Below are 20,274 nucleotides of genomic sequence, written 5' to 3'. Positions count from 1 at the left end.
CAAGCCGATGTATTAACAAGGCGGCCGACGCATTAACAATGCAAGCCGATGTATTAACAAGGCGGCCGACGCATTAACAATACAAGCCGATGTATTAACAAGGCGGCCGACGCATTAACAATGCAAGCCGATGTATTAACAAGGCGGCCGACGCATTGTCATTGGAGGGTATTGCCGAATTTAATTCGCTATGAATTAATGAAATGCTGTACTTAGTTAGTAAAGAAGGCAAACCATACAACTACATCGATTCGATAACATTCAGGAATAGTGGATATCTCAGACTGGCAACTGAAGGCGATCGCTCCAATTAAATTACTTTGGTGAGAGTTTTGGCAAACCTCCTCTAATTTGTCACACTTGGGGGGAGATTAAGTATGCTGTATTCTTAACTTCAGCGATAAATTGCTTTTTGAATAAATGCTTAATTTTATTTCTTATTTGTTTTTAGCTCAAGCATCGCCTTCTCCTCCACCTGCACCGCAGGAAATCTTCGTTCCCCAACAAACAAGACCTTTAACAGGATATCTTGACGAAGTACCAGTATTTAATAGTAATAATCCAGAAGTAGTTAAGAGTGAAGGAATTCTGCTTTCTACATTTCCTCCTGAAGGCAAAAAATTCCCCAGCGCCCACCTAAACTTTCCATTTCAGGGAAGGTTTGATTTATTTTCTCACCATATTGCTAGAGCGATTGAGACACCAGATGATTTGCGGACTCTTTATTTGGGAGTGATTGTTTACAATCCTAGCGATCGCTCTGCAACTGTCAATATATTGCAAGCAGCTAGTTATGTGAGTCAACCTGATGCACCTTTTGTCAAACTTCCTCCCATGCTGTCAAATAATTCGGGAAACATTTATGCAGGGCCTGGCGATCGCGTGATGAATGATGTGCTGCGAGTCAGACGACAAGGATGGCCTGCCCAGTTGGTAATTCCACCAAAACAAAGCCGGATGTTAATGAATCATCCAATTCCAGTGCGGACTTTAACGCCGCCATTGAATGGACGTTCTACTTTGTTACGTTTGTATAGCGATCGTCCTGTTTATCTGGCGAACCTAGCCATGTTTGCCAAACCCAATGCCGATGGTAGTGAACGAGCGCCTACTTTAGAAGAATGGGAGAATTTATTAGAAAATGGTGATTTTGCAGGCCCCCGTGAATCGGCTCCCAGTCCTCCAGATAAACTTGCAGGGGCAACAGAAATTTACGGACGGGTAGCGGGAGTAGCTGTTGGCTCTCGTTGGCAAGCACAAGTTACCGACTCTAATAGTTCATACCTGACAATTCCCGAATCAGGACAAGCTTTTTCTTACGGTTTAAGTACCCTTTTAGCTGGCAAAATGGGTACTGGACAAAACCAAACTGCTAAACTCGTAGCGCGTTATCCTGGTACTGCTTACGAAGCTCACGGCAACTACAGCATTGAATACAACATCTCTCTACCATTATTCAACAATACGGATCAGCCGCAAACTATAAATGTACTTTTTCAAACGCCGATTAAAGAAGATGAGTTAAGTAAACCAGGGCTTCGCTTTTTTTCACCACCCGCACCAGCTGTTTTTTTCCGAGGCACTGTTCGTATTCGCTACAATGACGATAATGGCTTACCCAGAACTCAATATTGGCATTTAGTTCAACAACGGGGACAGATGGGAGAACCGCTGGCTCAATTAAAAATATCTCCTGGACAGCGCCGACTGGTAGAAGTGGATTTTCTCTACCCACCTGATGCTACGCCCCCTCAAATGTTGACAATTCAAACTGTAGACCAAAATTAACAATTTAAAATTCCAGAAGTATTGTATGGAATACAAGTCTTGAGTTGAGTGCAATTTCTGATAAAACAGATGTTGTTCTTAATCTACTGGGGCAAAATAGAAAACATGACGATTGAATCCAATTCCTCTAATCTACCAACCCCAGAACCAGGCCCCGAAAACGATTCGCAACCAGATGACTTTGACGGTGGTGCAAATGAGAATAACCTTAATTCAGAAGCACTAGCGACACAACAAGCACTAGCAGCAATTGGGTCTTTGCAATCTTCGCAACATACAACTGCTTTACAACAAGCCCGTTCTGACTTCAAACAACCCATTAGCAAGCAATTCACAGTTAAGCCGAGAGCATTGCTGATTATTTTAATCGCGATCGCCATTACCTTCACTGGGATTATCCTCAATAATTGGATCGTCGGCATTATCGGAACACTGATGGCTTTGCTACTATCCCTGGCGATATTATTGCCTTGGTTGCAAGAAGTTTTAGACGAATGGTTTTCACCCCAAGAACGTACCCTGTTTGTGGCCTTTTTGGGACTAATAGTAGCCATTATCGGCACGATCAGGTTCACAGGTGTAGGCGATCGCTTGCTGCTTTTAGGACGCCAGATTAACTGGGAAACTGCTGGTAGCCTCGCAGAATGGTTTGGCGCTTTGGGGCAAATTCTGATCGCCATCATTGCCGTTTACGTAGCATGGCGACAATATGTTATTTCCAAAGACTTGACAATTCAGCAAAATATGCTGACAGTTCAGCAAAATATCATCACCCAGCAACAGACAATTGATTCCTACTTCCAAGGCGTTTCCGACTTGGTATTAGATGAAGAAGGATTATTAGAAGATTGGCCCCAAGAAAGAGCGATCGCTGAAGGACGCACTGCGGCAATTTTAAGTAGTGTCGATGGTAGTGGGAAAGCGAAAATTCTCCGTTTTTTGTCACGTTCCAAGTTGCTGTCGCCCCTAAAACGCGATCGCTTATTAGGTCGAGCCATTCTTGATGGAACTGGCGGATATGCAGAAGACCGCCTCGAAGGTGTGCGCGTCATCGATTTAGGCGTAATGCTAGCCGCAGCAGACCTTTCTGGTACTGATTTACGTTGGACTGATCTGAGCGAAGCTAATCTTGTCCGCGCCAATCTGAGCGGTTGCGATCTAGTAAAAGCCAACCTCTCCCGCACAATTTTATATGGTGCGAATCTCAATGATGCTGACATCAACGGGATTCGCCTATTCTATGGTGTAGTAGATAAAGCCTCACCCCGCAGTCGCACCCAACCACCAGATTATGAAACCGGCGAACAAACCGGCGCTGTGGTAGAAAATGCCGATTTCAGTAACGTACAACGAATGTCTGAGTCTACACGTAACTACTGTTGCACTTGGGGTGGCGAGAAAACTAGAGGTACTATTCCTGGTGGTTGTGAAGGTATTCCTAATAAGTTGGGAAGATAGTGACAGCAAAATTTAGAATTCAGGAGTAAAACACCCTTTAGGGACTGACAAAAAATAAAATATACAAGCAATATTAACAATTCAAAATTCAAAATTCAAAATTAAAGACATTTTCAGACGGGGATTTAAACCCCGTCTGAAACTGACCGGAGGCGGAGTGGTTTTACTCCTAAATTCTGAATTCAGAATTTAGGAGTAAATAGTTATCCTGGCAAAAGAGTATCATATTGTACAAAAATTATTGACATTGCTTACAAGTATTAATTTGCTTGAAAAAGTTTAGATAAAATGCCAGCATTCTAGAAATTTGATTGCTATATTAGATTAAATAACTATTCTGGCAAGGGTTTAAAAGCTGTGCGGGATGATTTACAGGGATTGGAAATTAGTCAGAACGATCTACAAAAGCTGACTAATTTACCTGTCAATGAGAAACTTATAATCATTACAAATCCTCTCAAGAGATTAGTAAATGTATATATACAAAAACTTCAAAGCTCTGAAGGAGCGACTGTAGTTTTTATTGGATTTTCTACATTTCTTTTTGTCTATATTTTATTCGATCTAATTATTAAAATGTTTGTGACGTGGATAACAATTCCATCATGGATATTATTATTTTTTTTAGGACTTGGGGTTGGCGGTCTGACGCAAAGTATTTTGTATTTTATCTGGAAAAGTAAAAGTAAGCTTGTTAAAGCTAATATGACAAAATCTCTGCAAATCTTGTTAAACGAGGTTAATAGATATAATACTGTTATTAGAGTTATAGATATTAATGACCAAATAGAAGAAGCTGGTAATCCAGAAGTGATTATCAAGGAAAGAGAGGATGTAATCGAAGCGCTTAAACTTACCAAAACTGATTTAGTTCGCGCTTTGAAGACAGAAAGGATTTTGAGAGAAAATAAGAATTTTATCCTCAGTAATACAGAACTATTTGTCAACAATTTAGCAACTTTAACAGCGATGCAAGTAACAGAGGAGGCTACCGAACATGGAAGGTTACTCAATGAAGCATTACAAATTGCATTAGATGTGCAATACGAAATGAAAAGATTACAGACTCAACGTTAAGATAATTTGTAATTAAGTTTTGTAATAGGAATTTAGAAAGCACTCGTAAATTCACTCGGTACTCAGTAAGAGTTAGAGAAAGCGTAGATGCTATTGATAAATCCATAGAGGTTGCTGGGTGAATTGGCTTCCAGTCTGCTAGTAAAATATTCTCAATGGCTTTTTTCCATAATCTTTCCCACGGTTGCAATCCCCGGTCTAACATAAAGAATAATCGTAAAGCGATCGCTTATCCGTATGGACTGGAAAGAAATTAGAGGAAACTGGGTAATCATTCCCCAAAATCCCATAGGTATCGTTCATTTTTTAGGAGGTGCATTTGTCGCCACTGCACCGCACATCACTTATCGCTGGTTGCTCGAACAACTGGCAAGTAAAGGCTACGTTGTAATTGCTACGCCTTTCGTCAATACATTGGATCATACTGCGATCGCCAAATCTGTGCTGTTAAACTTTGACCGCACCCTCGAACGATTGCATGATTCTAGGGCATTACGCAAGCTTTACTTCCCTATTTACGGCGTTGGACACAGTATGGGCTGTAAACTCCACTTGCTGATTGGTAGCCTGTTTAAAGTAGAACGTGCAGGGAATATTTTAATATCCTTCAACAACTACGCCGCTAAAGAAGCTATCCCTCTAGTAGAGCAGTTCAATTCTACTTTGAAAATCGAATTTACCCCTTCGCCGTTGGAAACTAACAAACTTGTCCAAGAACATTACAATGTCCGGCGCAATTTATTAATAAAATTTAGTAATGACACCATCGATCAATCGGCAGCTTTAACCAAAATCTTACAAGAACGTTTTGATGAGATGGTGACAGCACAAACGTTACCAGGAAATCATACAACACCTTTGGGTCAAGATATTAAATGGCAAACGGGAACATCTTTTACCCCCTTTGATGCTTTAGGGCAATGGTTCAAACAAGAAGCATACCGTGACTTAAACCAGTTAAAAAGCAATATTCTTTTATGGCTAAATCCTTTGGGAACACCATAATATTTATGACTGTTAAATAGTCGTAAATTCGAGCGGTAAATAGAAATGAGTTATAGTGCTTTTAATTTGAGTTTAATAAAGACCAAATCCTCAAATCCTTAAGCCTGTTGCTACAACGAAGGGTACTCTCTCTTTCTTTTTAAGAGAGAGGAATCAAAATATATTGCATACATAGATATGTAGCGACTACTTTAAGAGTTCTCCGTTGCGCTAGCGTCTCCCCTTCTCCCAAAGGGAGAGGCTAACGCCAAGAGAGAAGCAAGCAGTATCCGCAAGGTACAATAGCACTATAGCAGCATTTCTATATTGATATTACTAGCTTATTAGCTGACATCATATTTTTATTTTAGATTTTGGCAAAAAATTATTAATGAGTGTTTTCAACAAATTTATATGTTTCAAATACTAATAATTGATGACGACTATTCAATAAAAATACTCCTGAAAAGGATGTTGGAAAAACAGGGTTATGAAGTAGTTACTGCCAGTAGCGGTGAAGAAGGAATAGAAAAGGCACTAGCTTATCGTCCAGCACTAATTATTTGTGATTGGATCATGCCAGGGTTGAATGGTCTGGAAGTTTGCCACCACATTAAGACAGACCCCAAATTTTTCACCACATTTTTTATTTTATTAACATCCTTAGATTCCGTTGCCGATTGCGTCAAAGGTCTAGACGCTGGTGCTGATGATTTTATCTCTAAACCAATTGAGCATAATGAATTACAAGCACGGGTAAGAGCAGGATTACGCCTGCATCAGTTGAGTAGAGATTTGCAGGCTCAAAAGTTGCTTCTAGAATCAGAAATGTCAGAAGCAGCAGAATATGTGCGATCGCTGCTACCTCCTTCTATGGCTGAACCCTTCAATATAAATTTTCGATTCATTCCCTCACGACAACTCGGCGGTGACTGTTTCGATTACTATTGGCTCGATGATGACTATCTGGCAATTTACCTACTCGATACTGCCGGACATGGACTCAAAGCTACTCTTCCTTCTGTTTCAGTGCTGAATTTGCTGCGTTCCCGTGCGCTCAAAGGTCTTGATTACTATCAACCTAGTGATGTATTGAAGGCTTTAAATGACACTTTTCAGATGAATTATCAAAATGATAAATACTTTACGATTTGGTACGGAGTTTACAACCGAATCAACCGCCAGTTAATTTATGCTAGTGCAGGTCATCCACCAGCAGTTTTAGTAACCGGCACATCTCCAAGAAAGTCTGAAGTTCAACTCCTAAAAACCCCTGGTATGCCAGTTGGCATGTTTCCAGAGGCAAAATATGTTGATGGGTTTTGCAATATTGAAAAATTCAGTACCCTTTATATTTTTAGTGATGGCGCTTATGAAATAACTAAATCAGACGGCACACTTTGGAGTTTGGATGCTTTTATTCAGCTACTGGTTAGCTTACAAGGTTCTGTTGATAGCCAACTCGATCGCGTACTCAGTTATTTAATAGCTCTGAACTCCAAAGATGCTTTTGATGATGATTTATCTATTTTGCAAATGAAGTTTGATTAATTACGTATTAGAGACTAAAACCTGATTAAATGCATCTTGGCTGGGAAATATTTCAAATACTTTATCCATATTAGTCAGTTCAAATAATATTCTGACTTGCTCATTAATTGAACAGAGAACAAGCTTAATATCTGCGGCTCGCAAGGTTTTAAAAGCTAATACTAAAGCTCCCAAACCCGAACTATCCATAAACGTTACATCTTTAAAATCAACTAACACAATTTTCGCACCACTTTCTAGAATGTTTGTGATATTTTGTCGAAAGTCTTGTGAAGTTGTGGCATTCAAATTACCACTGAGCTTAATAACTTTTACTTGCTCTCTCATAATTATGTCACTCTGACTTATGTAAATAATACTCTGATTTCGCTATTATAGAACATTTAAAAATGCTTGTAAAATAAAATTTAAGATTAAATATTGATTAATAATTGATAATTAATCGGGATAGAGAAAGATTAATTATAAAAATTTGAATCTATTTTTTTGTAATTAAAAAAATTATTAGCTTAATTATGTATAGTTTTTTTACTATAAATAGACCAACTATAAATCAACCAGCTAAGTAAGTTGTCACGATCGACAACTGGTATATTTAGTTTTGTAAAGATGTTAAAATGACCAATCTATAAGCAGTTCGTTGATTTGATGTTCTATCATGTATGTTGATTTTTGAACGCCGACTTACTTGCATCTTCTCGATTTAAATATATACTTACTTACATACAAGCTGAAGTTACTGCTTTTCAGATTATTTCCCAAAGATTTTTGCAAAACTGAAATTCTCCAATAAATCTCACGATCGTAGCTGTCATTAAGCAATTCAAAATTCCAACAGTCTGAACTACACTTACGTATAGCTAAACCTAGTCCAGCAGCAGCTTTTCCTCCGTGAGTATTTATGATAGTAACTAGGATCTACATTTATTTATGTCCAATTACTTACATAATTGAAAAAATTTACCTCTGGACTACCGCTCTAGAGCCAAAAATTTAGGTTTAAACAGCGCCAAGCAAGCTAGAACCGACACCAAGGCTTTAAAAGAAGTTTTCTCGAAGGCATCGCCTTTGCTATTTTAGTATTCCCAATATCTGTCATTTATCGACAAATAATACAAAAAGTAAAGAGTTATGAATTTGTTACTCCTGTACAGACGCGATTAATCGCGTCTCTACTGCTCACGCCCTCAAACAGGACTCACTTTGGCTCTGTGAAGCAGCTTCTCACCTTGAAGGTAGCCAGTGTAGCGTATTTTGACTGTTTCTCCAGGTTGTGCAGTTCCCTCCAGCAATTGGTGCAGTTGGGGATCGTAAGGTAATTCTGCTCCCACAGGGGCGATCGCTTCTACTCCCCACGCCTGTAACAGCTTTTCTAGGGGTTTCTGCACCAAGGGTACTATTTTGACTGCTGCTAGCTGAGGATTCTCCTGCGCTTTCTGTGCTGCTGTTGGCCATTGCAATAATAAAGACTCCAGCAGTTGCAAACTCGACTGCTGGAGTTCTTGTAGTAATATTTCTCGCTGTTGTTCTAATTGAAGCTGCGAGCGATCGTACTCTCTTCTTAAATCTGTAATTTCTTGTAACAATTCCTGAGTAGGCGCTGTTTTCTCGTGTAATAACTCTACGGTTGAAAAAGTTGCGATTAATTCATTCAATGGCATCTGTAGCACTGGCGAAAGCTTAAGCAGCACATCTACCCGCATCTGCTCTAACTTTCCTTGGCGTAAGCGTAAAAGTTGACGCTCTGAGACACCAGCAGCGCGACTCAGCCCTTTAAAACTAGAAATACCTACCTGTTGCATTAAATCTTGCAACTTTTGAGTATGGGGCATTGGGGATTGGGGCATGGGGCATGGGGCATTGGGCATGGGGCATTGGGCATTGGGAAATAATTGTTATAACTCCTAACTCCTAACTTTTAACTCCTAACTCCCCAGTTCCCAATGCCCTATGCCCTATTCCCTAATTCCTATTCTTCCAGTAAACTTCTCAACATCCAAGCTGTCTTTTCGTGTACTTGCATCCGCTGAGTCAATAAATCGGCGGTAGGTTCGTCGTTAACTTCCTCTATCACCGGGAAAATAGACCGTGCAGTTCTGACTACGGCTTCTTGTCCTTCCACAAGTTCGCGAATCATCTCCACAGCTTTAGGAACTCCGGGAGTTTCTGGAATCGAACTCAGTTTGGCATATTCGCTGTAGGTTCCTGGTGCAGGATAGCCAAGCGCTCTAATTCTTTCGGCTATTAAATCAACTGCTAAGGCTAATTCTGTATACTGGGTTTCAAACATCAAATGCAATGTTTGAAACATCGGCCCCGTTACATTCCAATGGAAGTTATGAGTTTTCAGATACAGTGTATAAGTGTCAGCTAACAGGTGAGATAAACCATCGGCAATTTTAGCCCTACTCGCCTCGTCAATGCCGATATTTACATTTTTGACTGTTACTTTCGATGACATAATTTTCTCCTAATTAGGTTATATGTAATGGGGGATTGGAAATTGGGTATAGGAAAGAGGACTTAGGGACAAGGAGAATTGGGGACAAGGGGAAAGACTTGATTGTAAGTTCTAAACTTTTGTCACCTTGTCCCCCTTGTCTCCTTGTCTCCTCTGCTCCCCTGCTCCTTATTCCCCACTCCCATTTTCTATGCCAAGTGCATCTTCAAAACGCTACGGGGTGCTTTACGAACTCTGGCTAAAACGGTTTCCTTGCCTAAACGCTGGCAAGCTTCATACCGATGGCAACCAGAAAAGCCATAATATTGTCCATCTACTTCTAGGACATCAATAGGTTCTTGCTGCCCAATCTCCGCAATCGATTCCATTAAGGCTTGTACTTTATTTGGATCGTTTGTACGCGGCAATGGCCGTTTTATCTGATTTAATGGAATTTCTTGGACTTTTACCATAAAAAGTTTATCCAACTAATTCTGTTTTTTGTCTCTATATAAATCATAGTCATTATGACTTCGTTTTGCAACTAGTATTTAGGGCAAAATTGGTAATGGTATCATTGGAGCATTCATGCGACAAAAAAACCGCACTACAAAGCAATTGGAAAATCAGCTCCAACGACGCATTAAGGGGCAGAAGACCCTTGAGTACTCGCTATCGCTTCCCTATCAGGTAGCCATGAAATTTTCGTTTTGGCGTTTTCCCCACGCTGTGCTTACAACATTTTGTCTATTGGGACTGACTGCTGCATCAGGGCCTGAGAGCAACATCCAGGATATAGAACTGAAAATTGGAATTGTGCAAAGATTTGGCGCCGAAGCCACAGCCAAGCTGCAACTGGAACCCATAAAAGGCGATCGCTTAAAGCTAAAATTTCAAACGGGCAATAAGCAGCAAATCCTGTTTACTAAGAATCCTGTAAAGCTGGAAACAGTCATGCAAGCTTTACCCCAGTCAGCAGTCGAAGAAGTAGTAGTTTTGGGCACATACCGCACTTTTGAAACTGCGGAAGACAGTGCTAAAAAATGGCGTTCTCAGGGAATGGAAGTGGAAATAGCCCAGCCAGAACGCTGGCAGGTTTGGGCTAAACGAGATGTTTACAGCACCCCTTTACTGCGACGCTTGTTATTACAAAACATCCAAGCTTCTACCCAAGAAAAAGTATACCTTGATACTAAAGTTTTGAAGCAAGTGCCGCGAGTGAGTTGGGTGGTGGATGGTAATCGCTATAGCCCAAATGACTTGGAAATTAGCACTGATAAAAACTTAATTCGGGTAAATAGAACCGAAAAACAAGAGTTTGCTCGTCTTTATGCCGGTCGAATGAATTTGCAGCCAAATGCTTATGGCACATACACTCTCGTTAACCAAGTACCTTTAGAAACTTATTTGCGTGGAGTTGTACCTTACGAAATCGGAACAGATGCACCAAAAGCGGCGCTGGAAGCTCAGGCAATTCTCGCTCGGACTTATGCCTTGAGGAATTTACGTCGGTTTGCCGCAGATAACTATCAGTTGTGTGCTGATACTCATTGCCAAGTTTATTATGGGCTAAAAGGAGCAGCTGCTAAAACAGACCAGGCGATCGCCTCAACTAAGGGTAAAGTACTAACTTATAAAAATGAACTCGTAGACGCCCTGTATTCTTCTACCACTGGTGGCGTCACCGCTTCCTTTAGCGATGTCTGGAATGGCGAAGACCGGCCCTATCTGCGCCCTGTACTGGATGCTCCGACTAATTTTTGGGACTTGTCTAAGCAGAATTTAGCAGATGAAAAGAATTTTCAGAAATTTATTAATACGCAACAAGGATTTAATGAAAGCAAGTGGGATATGTTTCGTTGGCATAAGGAAACGCCTTTAAAAGATATTATCAAGGACTTGCAAAAGTTTTTACAGGTGAAAAACAGTCCCCATGCCAGATTTAAGACAATTCAGGCTATGGCAGTATTGGAGCGCAGCCAGAGTGGACGTATCCTGCAACTTGCGGTTAAAACCGATCGCAGTACCTTTATTTTGCACAAAGACGAAGTTCGCAGTGCTTTTGCCGCTCCTACAAGTACGCTTTTTTACATCGAACCCCTGAACAAAGGCAAACCAGAACTCTGGGGATACGCTTTTATTGGTGGTGGATTAGGACATGGAGTCGGCTTGAGTCAAACTGGCGCTCAAAATTTAGCTAAACTAGGTTGGTCAAGTCCAAAAATTCTCCAATTTTACTATCCTGGTACTCAGATTCAAATTCTCAACAAAGAGACTAAGCTTTAAGCTTATTGGCATTCAAGTTGCATTTTTCGCTAGGAGTCGGGAGTTAAGAAGAGGCAAAAAATAGAGAGGAAACTCCATACTTAAAAAATTAAGCAGGAACACAACATTTACTGCGTTCCTGCCCAACACAAAATTAGACTTTTTTTCAAAGTCGCCTTCAGAGATAAACACGCCATTGCATTGCAAGGGTGTTAACTCTAGATATCCTGTTTGTATTTTGTCAACATTAGTAACTCTTGCAAGAGGTTTATGTTTGAGTTGTTTAACTCTTAGTAAAGGTCTTCTTCTTTGTGAGTTTCGATAGTTAAGTCAGAGGTTGGGTAGGCGACACAAGTCAGTACATATCCTTTCTCTATTTGTTCATCATCTAAGAATGACTGGTCACTCTGATCGACAGTACCCTTGATGATTTTACCTGCACAGGTCGAGCAAGCACCAGCGCGGCAAGAATAAGGCAAGTCAAGACCACCTTCTTCAGCAGCATCTAGAATATAGGTATCGTCATCAACGTCAATTGTTGTGTTAAGTCCTTCAGCCTCGTTGATTAGTGTCACTTTATAACTTGGCATTGAGAAATCCTCTCTTTTACAAACGGCAGTATAAGTTATCTTAAGGCAAAGGTCACGGCTGTTCTGTGGAATTAGCCGTTGGTTCAAATTTGCTTCAATTCTGATACTACGAGAAAAATTAAACGATGTAACTGGAAATTGAACCCGATTAGTAATGAAATTTAGTTACTTAATCCCGATAAGTTTTCTTTATATTATTTTCGACCCTAGCCAGGTTGTGATTAAAAAAAATTATATAAACAAAACGTAAACATGAGTAAGGTTAATGTTACCGAGATTTTGTAGAACTTACGTAGAAGAGATTCACCAGCTCCTTTAAAAAATAGGGCTGTTTCATTTTCTAATCTGATTTAAATGCGCCCGTTATAACAGTAGAGATATTATTTTTATTTTGCCATTTTTTTGTTCATTATTATATTGACAAATGTCTGACATTATGAATAAAAAAGGGGCTTTTCTTCTGAAGTCTTCCTTTTTGAGTACACGTAATTCTATCTAGCTTCAAATAAAGTCTTATTTATCCTTGAGAGGGTAGGACGAATGTTGTAGAGTCTAGACTGGTGAATCCCATGAAGAGAGAATCTGACTATTAGAAGCGTGGGAAGATCGAGAACAGAACTAATGAGGATCATGTATAATTCAGAAGCAGCTTTGGAAAAAGCAAGAGTGCGTGTAGGTTTGGTAGGTACTGGGTATGCGGCAAAGTTACGGGCTGAGGCATTGTTCCACGATCGGCGATCGCACATAGTCGCAGTTGTTGGTCATACAAGAGAAAAAACCGAAACCTTTGCTAGAGACTACCAGATTCAAGTCTTGAGTACTTGGCAAGAGCTAGTAGGGCGTGAAGATATAGACCTAGTAGCGATCTCTACTGTTAATCGAGATCATGGTGCGATCGCTCGTGCAGCACTTAGCAACGGCAAACATGTGATTGTAGAGTATCCTCTTTCGTTGGATGTATTTGAAGCCGAGGAACTGATTGCCTTAGCCAAAGCACAACAAAAACTCCTACACGTTGAACATCTGGAACTTTTGGGTGGTTTGCATCAAGCTTTGAAGCAAAACTTAGACAAAATTGGTGAGGTATTTTATGTTCGCTACAGCACCATCAATCCTCAAAATCCTGCACCCCGCAAATGGACTTATAACCACGAGTTGTTCGGCTTTCCCTTAATTGGTGCCCTGTCTCGCCTACATCGCCTCATCGATTTATTTGGTACAGTATTTAGTGTTAACTGTCATCAGCGATATTGGGAAATAGAACCGGAATACTACCAAACCTGTTTCTGCACTAGTGAACTGTCCTTTAACAGTGGACTTTTAGCCCAAGTCGTGTATGGCAAAGGCGAAAGTATTTGGCAATCAGAGCGGAAGTTTGAAGTTCACGGTGAAAAAGGTGGTTTAATTTTTGATGGTGACACCGGAATATTCGTCCAGCCAGGGGAAACAACACCTATAGAGGTTGGGCCTCGTCGGGGTTTGTTCGCCAAAGATACGAGTATGGTGTTAGACCATCTTTTTGACGGGACTCCTTTGTACGTTACCCCAGAGGAAAGCTTGTATACCCTGCATGTTGCTGATACTGCACAAAGAGCTGCACAGACAGGGTTAACTATGTTTATGAAAGATACTTTAGATAAAAGTTAATGAAAACTGAACTAATTGTTATTTTATCCCAACGAGAAATAGAGAAAATGCGTCAAGCTGGGCGTTTAGCTGCTAAACTTCTCCAGCATCTAGAACCCTTTGTGAAACCAGGGGTTAGCACTCTCGAACTAAATGATGAAGCCGAACGTTGGACGCAAGCGCATGGAGCAAAAAGCGCACCCCTTGGCTATAAGGGTTATCCTAAATCGATTTGCACCAGTGTAAATGAGGTAATTTGTCACGGCATTCCCAACGCCAAGCAAATTCTCAAAGAAGGTGACATCATTAATATTGATGTCACACCGATTGTTGAAGGTTATCACGGCGATACATCCAAGACATTTTTTGTTGGTTCTCCTTCCCCAAAAACGAGAAAGCTGGTAGAGGTGACAGAAGAATGTTTGCGTCTAGGTATTGCTGAAGTTAAGCCTGGGGCACGCATTGGCGATATTGGTGCAGCCATTCAAGAGTATGCTGAAGGACAAGGCTTTTCTGTAGTGCGAGATTTCGTTGGCCACGGCATCAGTAATATTTTCCATACTGCGCCGGATGTTCCCCACTATGGCACACGCGGTAAGGGCAAGCGCCTCAGAGCAGGGATGGTTTTTACCATTGAGCCAATGATTAATGAAGGTACTTACGAAGTCGAAGTTCTGGGCGATAAGTGGACGGCGGTAACGCGCGATCGCAAGCTTTCTGCTCAATGCGAGCATACCTTAGCTGTAACTGAAGATGGGGTTGAAATCCTTACCTTACCTGAAGGCGAGAATTACTGGGCTGTATGATTAATAATTCATAATTCCTAATTATGGGATTTGCAACTTGATTGGGGACTTCTAAGAAATAAATAGACTTCTTGGCATTTGTCGGGGTAAAGGGGAAGGTGGGGTTCCCTCTGGGGATAAGGGTAAAGAAATTCAAAATCCTTTCCCTTTAACATGAGTCCCTTTTCCCTAAGAGTGCAAAAATATATTTTTGCAAGGTCAAATCTGCGACCAGAGCGTATGCAGAAACTCATGCGTTGCGGCGAATTCGGGGCAGAATCCGGGATTTTACTTCTTGCAGGAATGCTGAAATATAGCACAAGCCTTGGTGGTTAGGACATCAACAGACGATAAAACTTAGACACAAAAAGGCTTTTCACCCAGTCCCCAGCGATGCACTGAGCTTGTCGAAGTGTCCCCAGTCCCCAGTCCCTTGCTATAACAATCCGGTTTTGCAAATTGTCGTTAAGAAACTGCTGGCGAAGTTTCCGCAGTGGAGTATCGCTTGCGTGGATGGGGTGCTGGTGAATTAGGAGTAGTGAATCTGTACAATCGAGAAGAGTTTGGGCTTGCTGTTTAATACCCAGATACCCTTGCCTAGAGCGTTACCCGGCAATGTAGTTAACTTGATGACACCTCAATGACGTTTTGGGCAAAGCTTTTATAAGCATCGCCCATTTGTTTAGCCACCGAGTCAGGAAAAACGTGAAAATCCCCAGTTTTGAGAGCTTTTATTATCCCCTCTGCCACAAGTGCAGGTGGCTCTGCAACCTCACTCATTCCTGCCGCATCGCTCATATCCGTGGCAATCGGGCCAGGGTGAACACTTAGCACAAGCGTGTCCTGCTTACTCAATAGTTCTCGTAATGTCTGGGTGATTGAATAGGCCGCAGCTTTTGAGGCACAGTAAGTGGCAGAGTCGGGGAAACCCTTGAGCGAAGCAACAGAATTGATTTGGGCAAACACACCACCTCCATTGGCTTTGAGTACTGGGGCAAACGCCTGAGCCATGTAGATCAATCCATATACATTGATGTTCATCTGAAATTCGAGAGCGGCGATCGCATTCTCAGCTAAGGGAGTTCCAGCTTGAAAGACTCCTGCATTATTGATAACTATTTGCACATCTGGGGCAGTTTGAGCAGCAGCAACAATAGATTGGGGATCGCCTAAATCAACCTGAATTGGTACTACCCGATCGCCATATTGTTCAACCAATGAGGAGACACTGTTGAGCTGACGAACAGCCGCATAGACTTTGGTGGCTCCGTGTTCAATAAACGAATCAACTATCGCCTTGCCGATGCCGCGATTTGCGCCCGTAACCAAAATGGTTTTGTCTTTGATGTCGTAGTTCATTTGGATTTCTCCTTATGGTTTTTCACGATCTGAAAAACCTTGGACAATCGCTCTAAGTTAGGGCAAAGAAATTTAGCTGCTCTCTTGAAGAAAGACTGCGGCTTCCACCGCTCCTTCTAGCATGGTATCATCATGCGAATCTAGCAACACCAATTTTTTAGCCGTCTTGGAAGTTTGTGCTTTTGGACACCTCTTCCCAGGCATTGAAAGTTGTTGTTTCGGGAATGAATATTAGCACCAAAAGGATTATTATTGCTGGGGGAATAGTTTATTTTATGGAAGTCCCTAACTATTACCATTGTTAATGACTTGTCGTATCTTTTCACATATTGGGTATTTACTTACCCCACTCAACCTTACCCAAGCTTTAGATCCGGTGAGTGCAACAAATAGCTGGTTACGAAGGCTTGTACTTGGCATAAAATTTGACCGAGACAATTTTAGATTTTAGATGCAAGGATGCAAGGATTAAACTCAAAATCTGTAATCTAAAAAAGGTTTCAAGCCTCTCCATTTATGGAGAATATTTAAAAAAATCATTATTGAAGCGAAGCCTCTTCTTTAAAGGAGAGGTTAATCCAAAATCGGCGTGACCTCTCAAAAGTTTTCAAACCCCCTCTTAGAGTTTAGTATTTATTAATAGTAGTGTACAAACTATTGCACCAAGCATATAAACCATAGACGTGTCAGCATCTTTTAAAAATAGAAGATAAAACATAGACAACACTACAAAAATCAACACTGTTATTTTCAACATAAAACTTAACAATTTCAACTATAAATACCAAAAAATACATCAAAAATATATCTCACGTTTTTTGAAATTGTTGTTTGCAGAAAATAGTTCAATTTCTAATAATATTTAAGACTTTATACCGTTTCTTTGTAAAGCTGCATATATTTACCCCCCAGCTACGCTGTCCCCCCAAGGCATCGGGGGGACTACAGGGGGGTCTTATTATGTACATCTTCATGCAGAATTAGTATTAGCGTGAAAAAATTATTGAATCGCTATTCTTAATATATTTCTCAAGTGATTATTTACCTGATTGTAATTATGACAGTTTTTTTTGTGGTAGTAACTAATCTAGACAAAAGTACCGATACCAAGTACTTTTATCTGTCTAAGTTAAATCTTGGTCAGAAATATGCCGTCTCTATAGCAATCCGATTTGATTTCTGAATTAATCGTAGGGACTAGGGACTGGGGACTGGGGACTGGGGACTGGGAAGAAGGAATAAAGGTGTACTGAGTTTTTTTCACGCAATCAAATATGAGTCCTATAGCATTATTTATTTTATTCTCTGAAAGTCCCTTAGTTAGATAATCTAGATAGTGTGAGCTTCTTTTTATTTTTTAGCAACCCCTAAATCATTGTGTCTCACTCGTTACATTAAGTTCGTTTTGGAGAAGGTTGTTTCTGTTTTGAAACACTAGGCTGAGAATTTAAAAATGGGGGGATGGGACACTCTAGCGTCATGGCGATCGCTCTGAGTAAATCTGCTTCTGAAGGAGTAACTTTGTTATCTAGTAGTACCGTGTGGGCACAAGCATCAACAATAGCTTGTTTGAGTTTGGGAGTGGCAAGACGCAGGCGCTCAATACTTTTCTTTAGTTCAGTAAAATTACAACTTAATGGCATTTCTGGTTTTTCTTGCTCTCCGGCTTTGGGAAGTCGAAAAACTCCAGAACGAAAAGCATAGGCGATGTCTTCAGTGGACGCATCAGGTTGGGAGTGTCCGACACGAGCAATTACGGACAATATTAATAGACTATCTGGCCAAATCTGTTCGATGGAGGTGAATTCTACGGTTGTAGTAGATGCAGGATTTATACTAGTTTGAAGACGATGCCACAGTATTAATTGCAACACAAAATGCCACAGCGATAAACTTCCCGTAGCTACAACTAAACCGTGGACGCATTTGCATAGCCTTTGGCATTCTTTGGCATTTTGGCGCAATATAGGCACTGCCAAATCCACAAGTGGCAAGCGAATTCTAGGATCTAACTGATTAATTTCGCTACTTAGTTCTAAGGTTTTCTCTACCAAATCAGCAGGCTGTACCTCTCGTAACCAAGCAATTTGACGTTCTTGAATTTGGAGATTTTCTGTATCTAAGGCTAACGCTAAAGCGATCGCTATTGCACTTTGTTGCTCCCGCGCACCCAAACGCAAAGATTCTGGTAACTGCGATAACAGCGCTTGAGCATGGGCAAAATGCTCTGGTGTAACGCTGCCAACTTGATTTACAACCTGTTTTGGTGTGGCACTGTCACCACCAGCAAAGCCCATTGTTAGGGATTCCTGGGAAGGGGAACGCATCTGATTCCGAGATGGCATTGCTGCTAAATTTCTGACGTTCAAACCCCCAACGCGGCGGATACGTTCTGCTAAGGGTGGGTGAGTAGAAAACATATCTTCCCAGAAAGAGGGGTTGAGGGCATTGCCAAAAAACATGTGGCTAGAGGCTTCTGCTCCGGGCGATATTAACCGTGAATCCATCTGTTGGAGTTTTTGGAAGACTCCGGTAAGTCCATTGGGGTTGCGAGTGAACTGTACGGCTGAAGCATCAGCGAGAAATTCGCGTTGGCGAGAGACGGCGGCTTTAATCAAGCGTCCGCAAAGTAATCCGATACCGCCAATAGCCATTAGTGCCAAACCAAACGCCCAGATAGGTAAACCCTTGTCTTCCTTTCCTAAGCGGAAGCTATCGCGAAGCCGCCACAGCAATTCCCCGGTTAAATAAATGAACAAAATCCCATGCAGTAGTCCCACTAAACGCAAATTTAGCCGCATATCTCCATTGAGAATATGACTAAATTCGTGGCCGATGACTCCTTGTAACTCATCCCGGCTCAAGTTTTCCAAAGTTCCACGGGTAACTCCGATTACAGCATCATTGGGCGAAAATCCGGCAGCAAAGGCATTAATGCTGGTTTCTCTGTCGAGGAGATAAACTTGTGGGACAGAAATACCAGAAGCGATCGCCATTTCCTCGACAATATTTAATAGTTGTCGCCCTTGTTCGTCAGCCATTTCTGGTAGCAGAAGTCTTCCTCCTAACTCTTGGGCAATGACGCTTCCGCCTTGACGGAGACAGGCAATTTTGTACAGACTTCCCACTGCGATCGCAACTATTGTAATCCCAGCTACGTAGAGAAATAACCCTGGATGCCACCAAACACGAGGAGCCATGCGAAACAGAAATAAACTGGCAATATAAATTGCCATAATCATGACTGCGATCGACAGGGAAAATAACCCGATTAATTGTTGCGTATTTTGGCGTGCCCGATCCTGATGTTCAAAGAAGTTCATAGACACCTAAAAAGATACGCGTGGAGCATTTCTTATTTCTGGGGTAGCTTCAGGAAGCAATTCTGCAACAGTAAAGTTAAATGTATTTGCCACCAAGTTGCTGGGGAAAGATTCGCTCTTGGTGTTGTAAAGTGTCACCGCGTCATTAAAAGCCTGACGGGCAAAAGCAATCCGGTTTTCAGTGGAAGATAATTCTTCCATTACCTGAGTCATGGCGCGATCGGCTTTCAATTCTGGATAAGATTCTGAAAGTACCATCAACCGACTTAACGCACCCGTCAGCGCCCCTTCAGCATTGCCCAACTGTTGCATCGCTTGGGGATCGCCAGGATTTTGTACCGCACGACTGCTAGCATTAATTGCAGAATTCCGAGCGGCAATAACTGCTTCTAAGGTTTCTCGCTCATGTTTCATATACCCTTTGGCAGTTTCCACCAAGTTGGGAATTAAATCATAGCGGCGCTGTAATTGAACATCGATTTGAGAGTAAGCATTTTTGTAACGGTTGCGATACTTAACTAAATCGTTGTAGGCATTAATGATAATTACAGCAACAATGGCAACTAAAGCAACAGAAAATATTAAAAGCCCCATATTTTTAGATTATTTCCATCAGGTACTTACTTTTTTGCAGATTTACCAAACACGGTAATCCTGATATCCAGCAAAATTAGTGTGGATATAAAGATGAGTCTACTTGTAGCAAGTTGGCTTCGTCGTCTGTAGAATTAGTTACGCAAGTTTACTGATGTAAGATTTTTAAATAACCGCAGAGGCGCAGAGAACGCAGAGTGCCAAACTATTTGTGAACTCTAAGTATTTAAGCATAAATAAATTAAAGTTTGTAAGCTCAACCACATCTAGTTTGCATAATCTGAAATTGTACATTTCTTGTGGGGTGGGCGTCTCGCCATTGGTGTCAAGTTAAGGCAGAAGCCCAAATGTCAAAGGTATGTTCATCGAATTCGGGCGGTCGTTTATTGAATTCGGGCGGTCGTTTATTGAATTCGGGCGATCGTTTGTTGAAT

16 protein-coding genes are annotated in these 20,274 nt (G+C 41.2%); 8 read left to right on the top strand and 8 right to left on the bottom strand.

What is annotated here, in order from left to right; all coding sequences use genetic code 11:
• Positions 1–420 precede the first annotated feature (420 nt).
• From RMY64_RS32450 to RMY64_RS32430, 5 genes are all read left to right on the top strand, one after another.
• Positions 421–1,788 (top strand): DUF3370 domain-containing protein, encoded by a 1,368-nt coding sequence (locus RMY64_RS32450; protein ID WP_322702173.1) that lies wholly within the window; start codon positions 421–423, stop codon positions 1,786–1,788.
• A 105-nt stretch (positions 1,789–1,893) separates the two neighbouring features.
• On the top strand, positions 1,894–3,246 hold the full coding sequence (locus tag RMY64_RS32445; protein ID WP_322702172.1) for a pentapeptide repeat-containing protein: 1,353 nt from the start codon (positions 1,894–1,896) through the stop codon (positions 3,244–3,246).
• A 357-nt stretch (positions 3,247–3,603) separates the two neighbouring features.
• Positions 3,604–4,323, top strand: coding sequence for a hypothetical protein (locus RMY64_RS32440; protein ID WP_322702171.1), 720 nt, complete (start codon positions 3,604–3,606; stop codon positions 4,321–4,323).
• A 237-nt stretch (positions 4,324–4,560) separates the two neighbouring features.
• Positions 4,561–5,328, top strand: coding sequence for a DUF1350 family protein (locus RMY64_RS32435; protein ID WP_322689108.1), 768 nt, complete (start codon positions 4,561–4,563; stop codon positions 5,326–5,328).
• A 393-nt stretch (positions 5,329–5,721) separates the two neighbouring features.
• The gene (locus RMY64_RS32430) at positions 5,722–6,858 is read left to right on the top strand and encodes a PP2C family protein-serine/threonine phosphatase (RefSeq protein WP_322684100.1); all 1,137 of its coding nucleotides are present in this window, start codon (positions 5,722–5,724) and stop codon (positions 6,856–6,858) included.
• Here RMY64_RS32430 and RMY64_RS32425 read toward each other — a convergent pair whose 3' ends face one another.
• The 4 genes from RMY64_RS32425 to RMY64_RS32410 all read right to left on the bottom strand — a co-directional run bounded on the left by RMY64_RS32425 (position 6,859) and on the right by RMY64_RS32410 (position 9,771).
• Positions 6,859–7,185, bottom strand: coding sequence for an STAS domain-containing protein (locus RMY64_RS32425; protein ID WP_322675524.1), 327 nt, complete (start codon positions 7,183–7,185; stop codon positions 6,859–6,861).
• A gap of 860 nt (positions 7,186–8,045) precedes the next feature.
• Complete coding sequence (gene grpE, locus RMY64_RS32420; protein ID WP_322702170.1) at positions 8,046–8,690, bottom strand: nucleotide exchange factor GrpE; 645 nt, start codon at positions 8,688–8,690, stop codon at positions 8,046–8,048.
• 137 nt (positions 8,691–8,827) lie between these two features.
• On the bottom strand, positions 8,828–9,319 hold the full coding sequence (locus tag RMY64_RS32415) for a Dps family protein (protein ID WP_289799395.1): 492 nt from the start codon (positions 9,317–9,319) through the stop codon (positions 8,828–8,830).
• Between the two features lie 188 nt (positions 9,320–9,507).
• On the bottom strand, positions 9,508–9,771 hold the full coding sequence (locus tag RMY64_RS32410; RefSeq protein ID WP_104907642.1) for a ParB N-terminal domain-containing protein: 264 nt from the start codon (positions 9,769–9,771) through the stop codon (positions 9,508–9,510).
• 115 nt (positions 9,772–9,886) lie between these two features.
• On the opposite strand from RMY64_RS32410, the gene RMY64_RS32405 reads away from it, so the two are divergent.
• Positions 9,887–11,584, top strand: a complete 1,698-nt coding sequence (locus RMY64_RS32405) for a SpoIID/LytB domain-containing protein (protein WP_322702169.1) — start codon at positions 9,887–9,889, stop codon at positions 11,582–11,584.
• A 269-nt stretch (positions 11,585–11,853) separates the two neighbouring features.
• On the opposite strand, the gene RMY64_RS32400 is transcribed toward RMY64_RS32405, so the two are convergent.
• A complete protein-coding gene (locus tag RMY64_RS32400; RefSeq protein WP_322675522.1) occupies positions 11,854–12,153 on the bottom strand; it encodes a ferredoxin in 300 nt (99 codons plus the stop codon).
• Positions 12,154–12,783: 630 nt separating this feature from the next.
• Between RMY64_RS32400 and RMY64_RS32395 the strand changes: the two genes are divergently transcribed.
• Together RMY64_RS32395 and map are read left to right on the top strand one after the other, a co-directional pair.
• Positions 12,784–13,800, top strand: a complete 1,017-nt coding sequence (locus RMY64_RS32395) for a Gfo/Idh/MocA family oxidoreductase (RefSeq protein ID WP_322684103.1) — start codon at positions 12,784–12,786, stop codon at positions 13,798–13,800.
• Positions 13,800–14,585: a type I methionyl aminopeptidase gene (gene map, locus RMY64_RS32390; protein ID WP_322684104.1), complete on the top strand. Its 786-nt coding sequence runs from the start codon at positions 13,800–13,802 to the stop codon at positions 14,583–14,585. Before RMY64_RS32395 ends, map begins: the two co-directional genes overlap by 1 nt.
• Before the next feature lie 600 nt (positions 14,586–15,185).
• Here map and RMY64_RS32385 read toward each other — a convergent pair.
• From RMY64_RS32385 to RMY64_RS32375, 3 genes are all read right to left on the bottom strand, one after another.
• Positions 15,186–15,923 carry an SDR family oxidoreductase gene (locus tag RMY64_RS32385; RefSeq protein WP_322684105.1) on the bottom strand — a complete coding sequence of 246 codons (738 nt, stop codon included), beginning with the start codon at positions 15,921–15,923 and terminating at the stop codon, positions 15,186–15,188.
• A gap of 1,394 nt (positions 15,924–17,317) precedes the next feature.
• Positions 17,318–19,246, bottom strand: a complete 1,929-nt coding sequence (locus tag RMY64_RS32380) for a M48 family metallopeptidase (RefSeq protein ID WP_322702168.1) — start codon at positions 19,244–19,246, stop codon at positions 17,318–17,320.
• 6 nt (positions 19,247–19,252) lie between these two features.
• Complete coding sequence (locus tag RMY64_RS32375; RefSeq protein WP_322675516.1) at positions 19,253–19,840, bottom strand: LemA family protein; 588 nt, start codon at positions 19,838–19,840, stop codon at positions 19,253–19,255.
• Positions 19,841–20,274: the final 434 nt, after the last annotated feature.

Origin of the sequence: Nostoc sp. DedQUE08, assembly GCF_034530895.1 — a bacterium.
Taxonomy (GTDB): domain Bacteria; phylum Cyanobacteriota; class Cyanobacteriia; order Cyanobacteriales; family Nostocaceae; genus Nostoc.
The sequence above is the reverse complement of the archived record's forward strand: the minus strand, read 5'-3'. Positions and strand labels throughout refer to the sequence as shown.

Excerpts from the sequence above, each read along its gene's own strand:
- RMY64_RS32450 (WP_322702173.1), top strand. The coding sequence starts at position 421 with ATGCTTAATTTTATTTCTTATTTGTTTTTAGCTCAAGCATCGCCTTCT.
- RMY64_RS32445 (WP_322702172.1), top strand. The coding sequence starts at position 1,894 with ATGACGATTGAATCCAATTCCTCTAATCTACCAACCCCAGAACCAGGC.
- RMY64_RS32435 (WP_322689108.1), top strand. The coding sequence starts at position 4,561 with ATGGACTGGAAAGAAATTAGAGGAAACTGGGTAATCATTCCCCAAAAT.
- RMY64_RS32430 (WP_322684100.1), top strand. The coding sequence starts at position 5,722 with ATGTTTCAAATACTAATAATTGATGACGACTATTCAATAAAAATACTC.
- RMY64_RS32425 (WP_322675524.1), bottom strand. The coding sequence starts at position 7,185 with ATGAGAGAGCAAGTAAAAGTTATTAAGCTCAGTGGTAATTTGAATGCC.
- grpE (WP_322702170.1), bottom strand. The coding sequence starts at position 8,690 with ATGCCCCATACTCAAAAGTTGCAAGATTTAATGCAACAGGTAGGTATT.
- RMY64_RS32415 (WP_289799395.1), bottom strand. The coding sequence starts at position 9,319 with ATGTCATCGAAAGTAACAGTCAAAAATGTAAATATCGGCATTGACGAG.
- RMY64_RS32410 (WP_104907642.1), bottom strand. The coding sequence starts at position 9,771 with ATGGTAAAAGTCCAAGAAATTCCATTAAATCAGATAAAACGGCCATTG.
- RMY64_RS32405 (WP_322702169.1), top strand. The coding sequence starts at position 9,887 with ATGCGACAAAAAAACCGCACTACAAAGCAATTGGAAAATCAGCTCCAA.
- RMY64_RS32400 (WP_322675522.1), bottom strand. The coding sequence starts at position 12,153 with ATGCCAAGTTATAAAGTGACACTAATCAACGAGGCTGAAGGACTTAAC.
- RMY64_RS32395 (WP_322684103.1), top strand. The coding sequence starts at position 12,784 with ATGTATAATTCAGAAGCAGCTTTGGAAAAAGCAAGAGTGCGTGTAGGT.
- map (WP_322684104.1), top strand. The coding sequence starts at position 13,800 with ATGAAAACTGAACTAATTGTTATTTTATCCCAACGAGAAATAGAGAAA.
- RMY64_RS32385 (WP_322684105.1), bottom strand. The coding sequence starts at position 15,923 with ATGAACTACGACATCAAAGACAAAACCATTTTGGTTACGGGCGCAAAT.
- RMY64_RS32380 (WP_322702168.1), bottom strand. The coding sequence starts at position 19,246 with ATGAACTTCTTTGAACATCAGGATCGGGCACGCCAAAATACGCAACAA.
- RMY64_RS32375 (WP_322675516.1), bottom strand. The coding sequence starts at position 19,840 with ATGGGGCTTTTAATATTTTCTGTTGCTTTAGTTGCCATTGTTGCTGTA.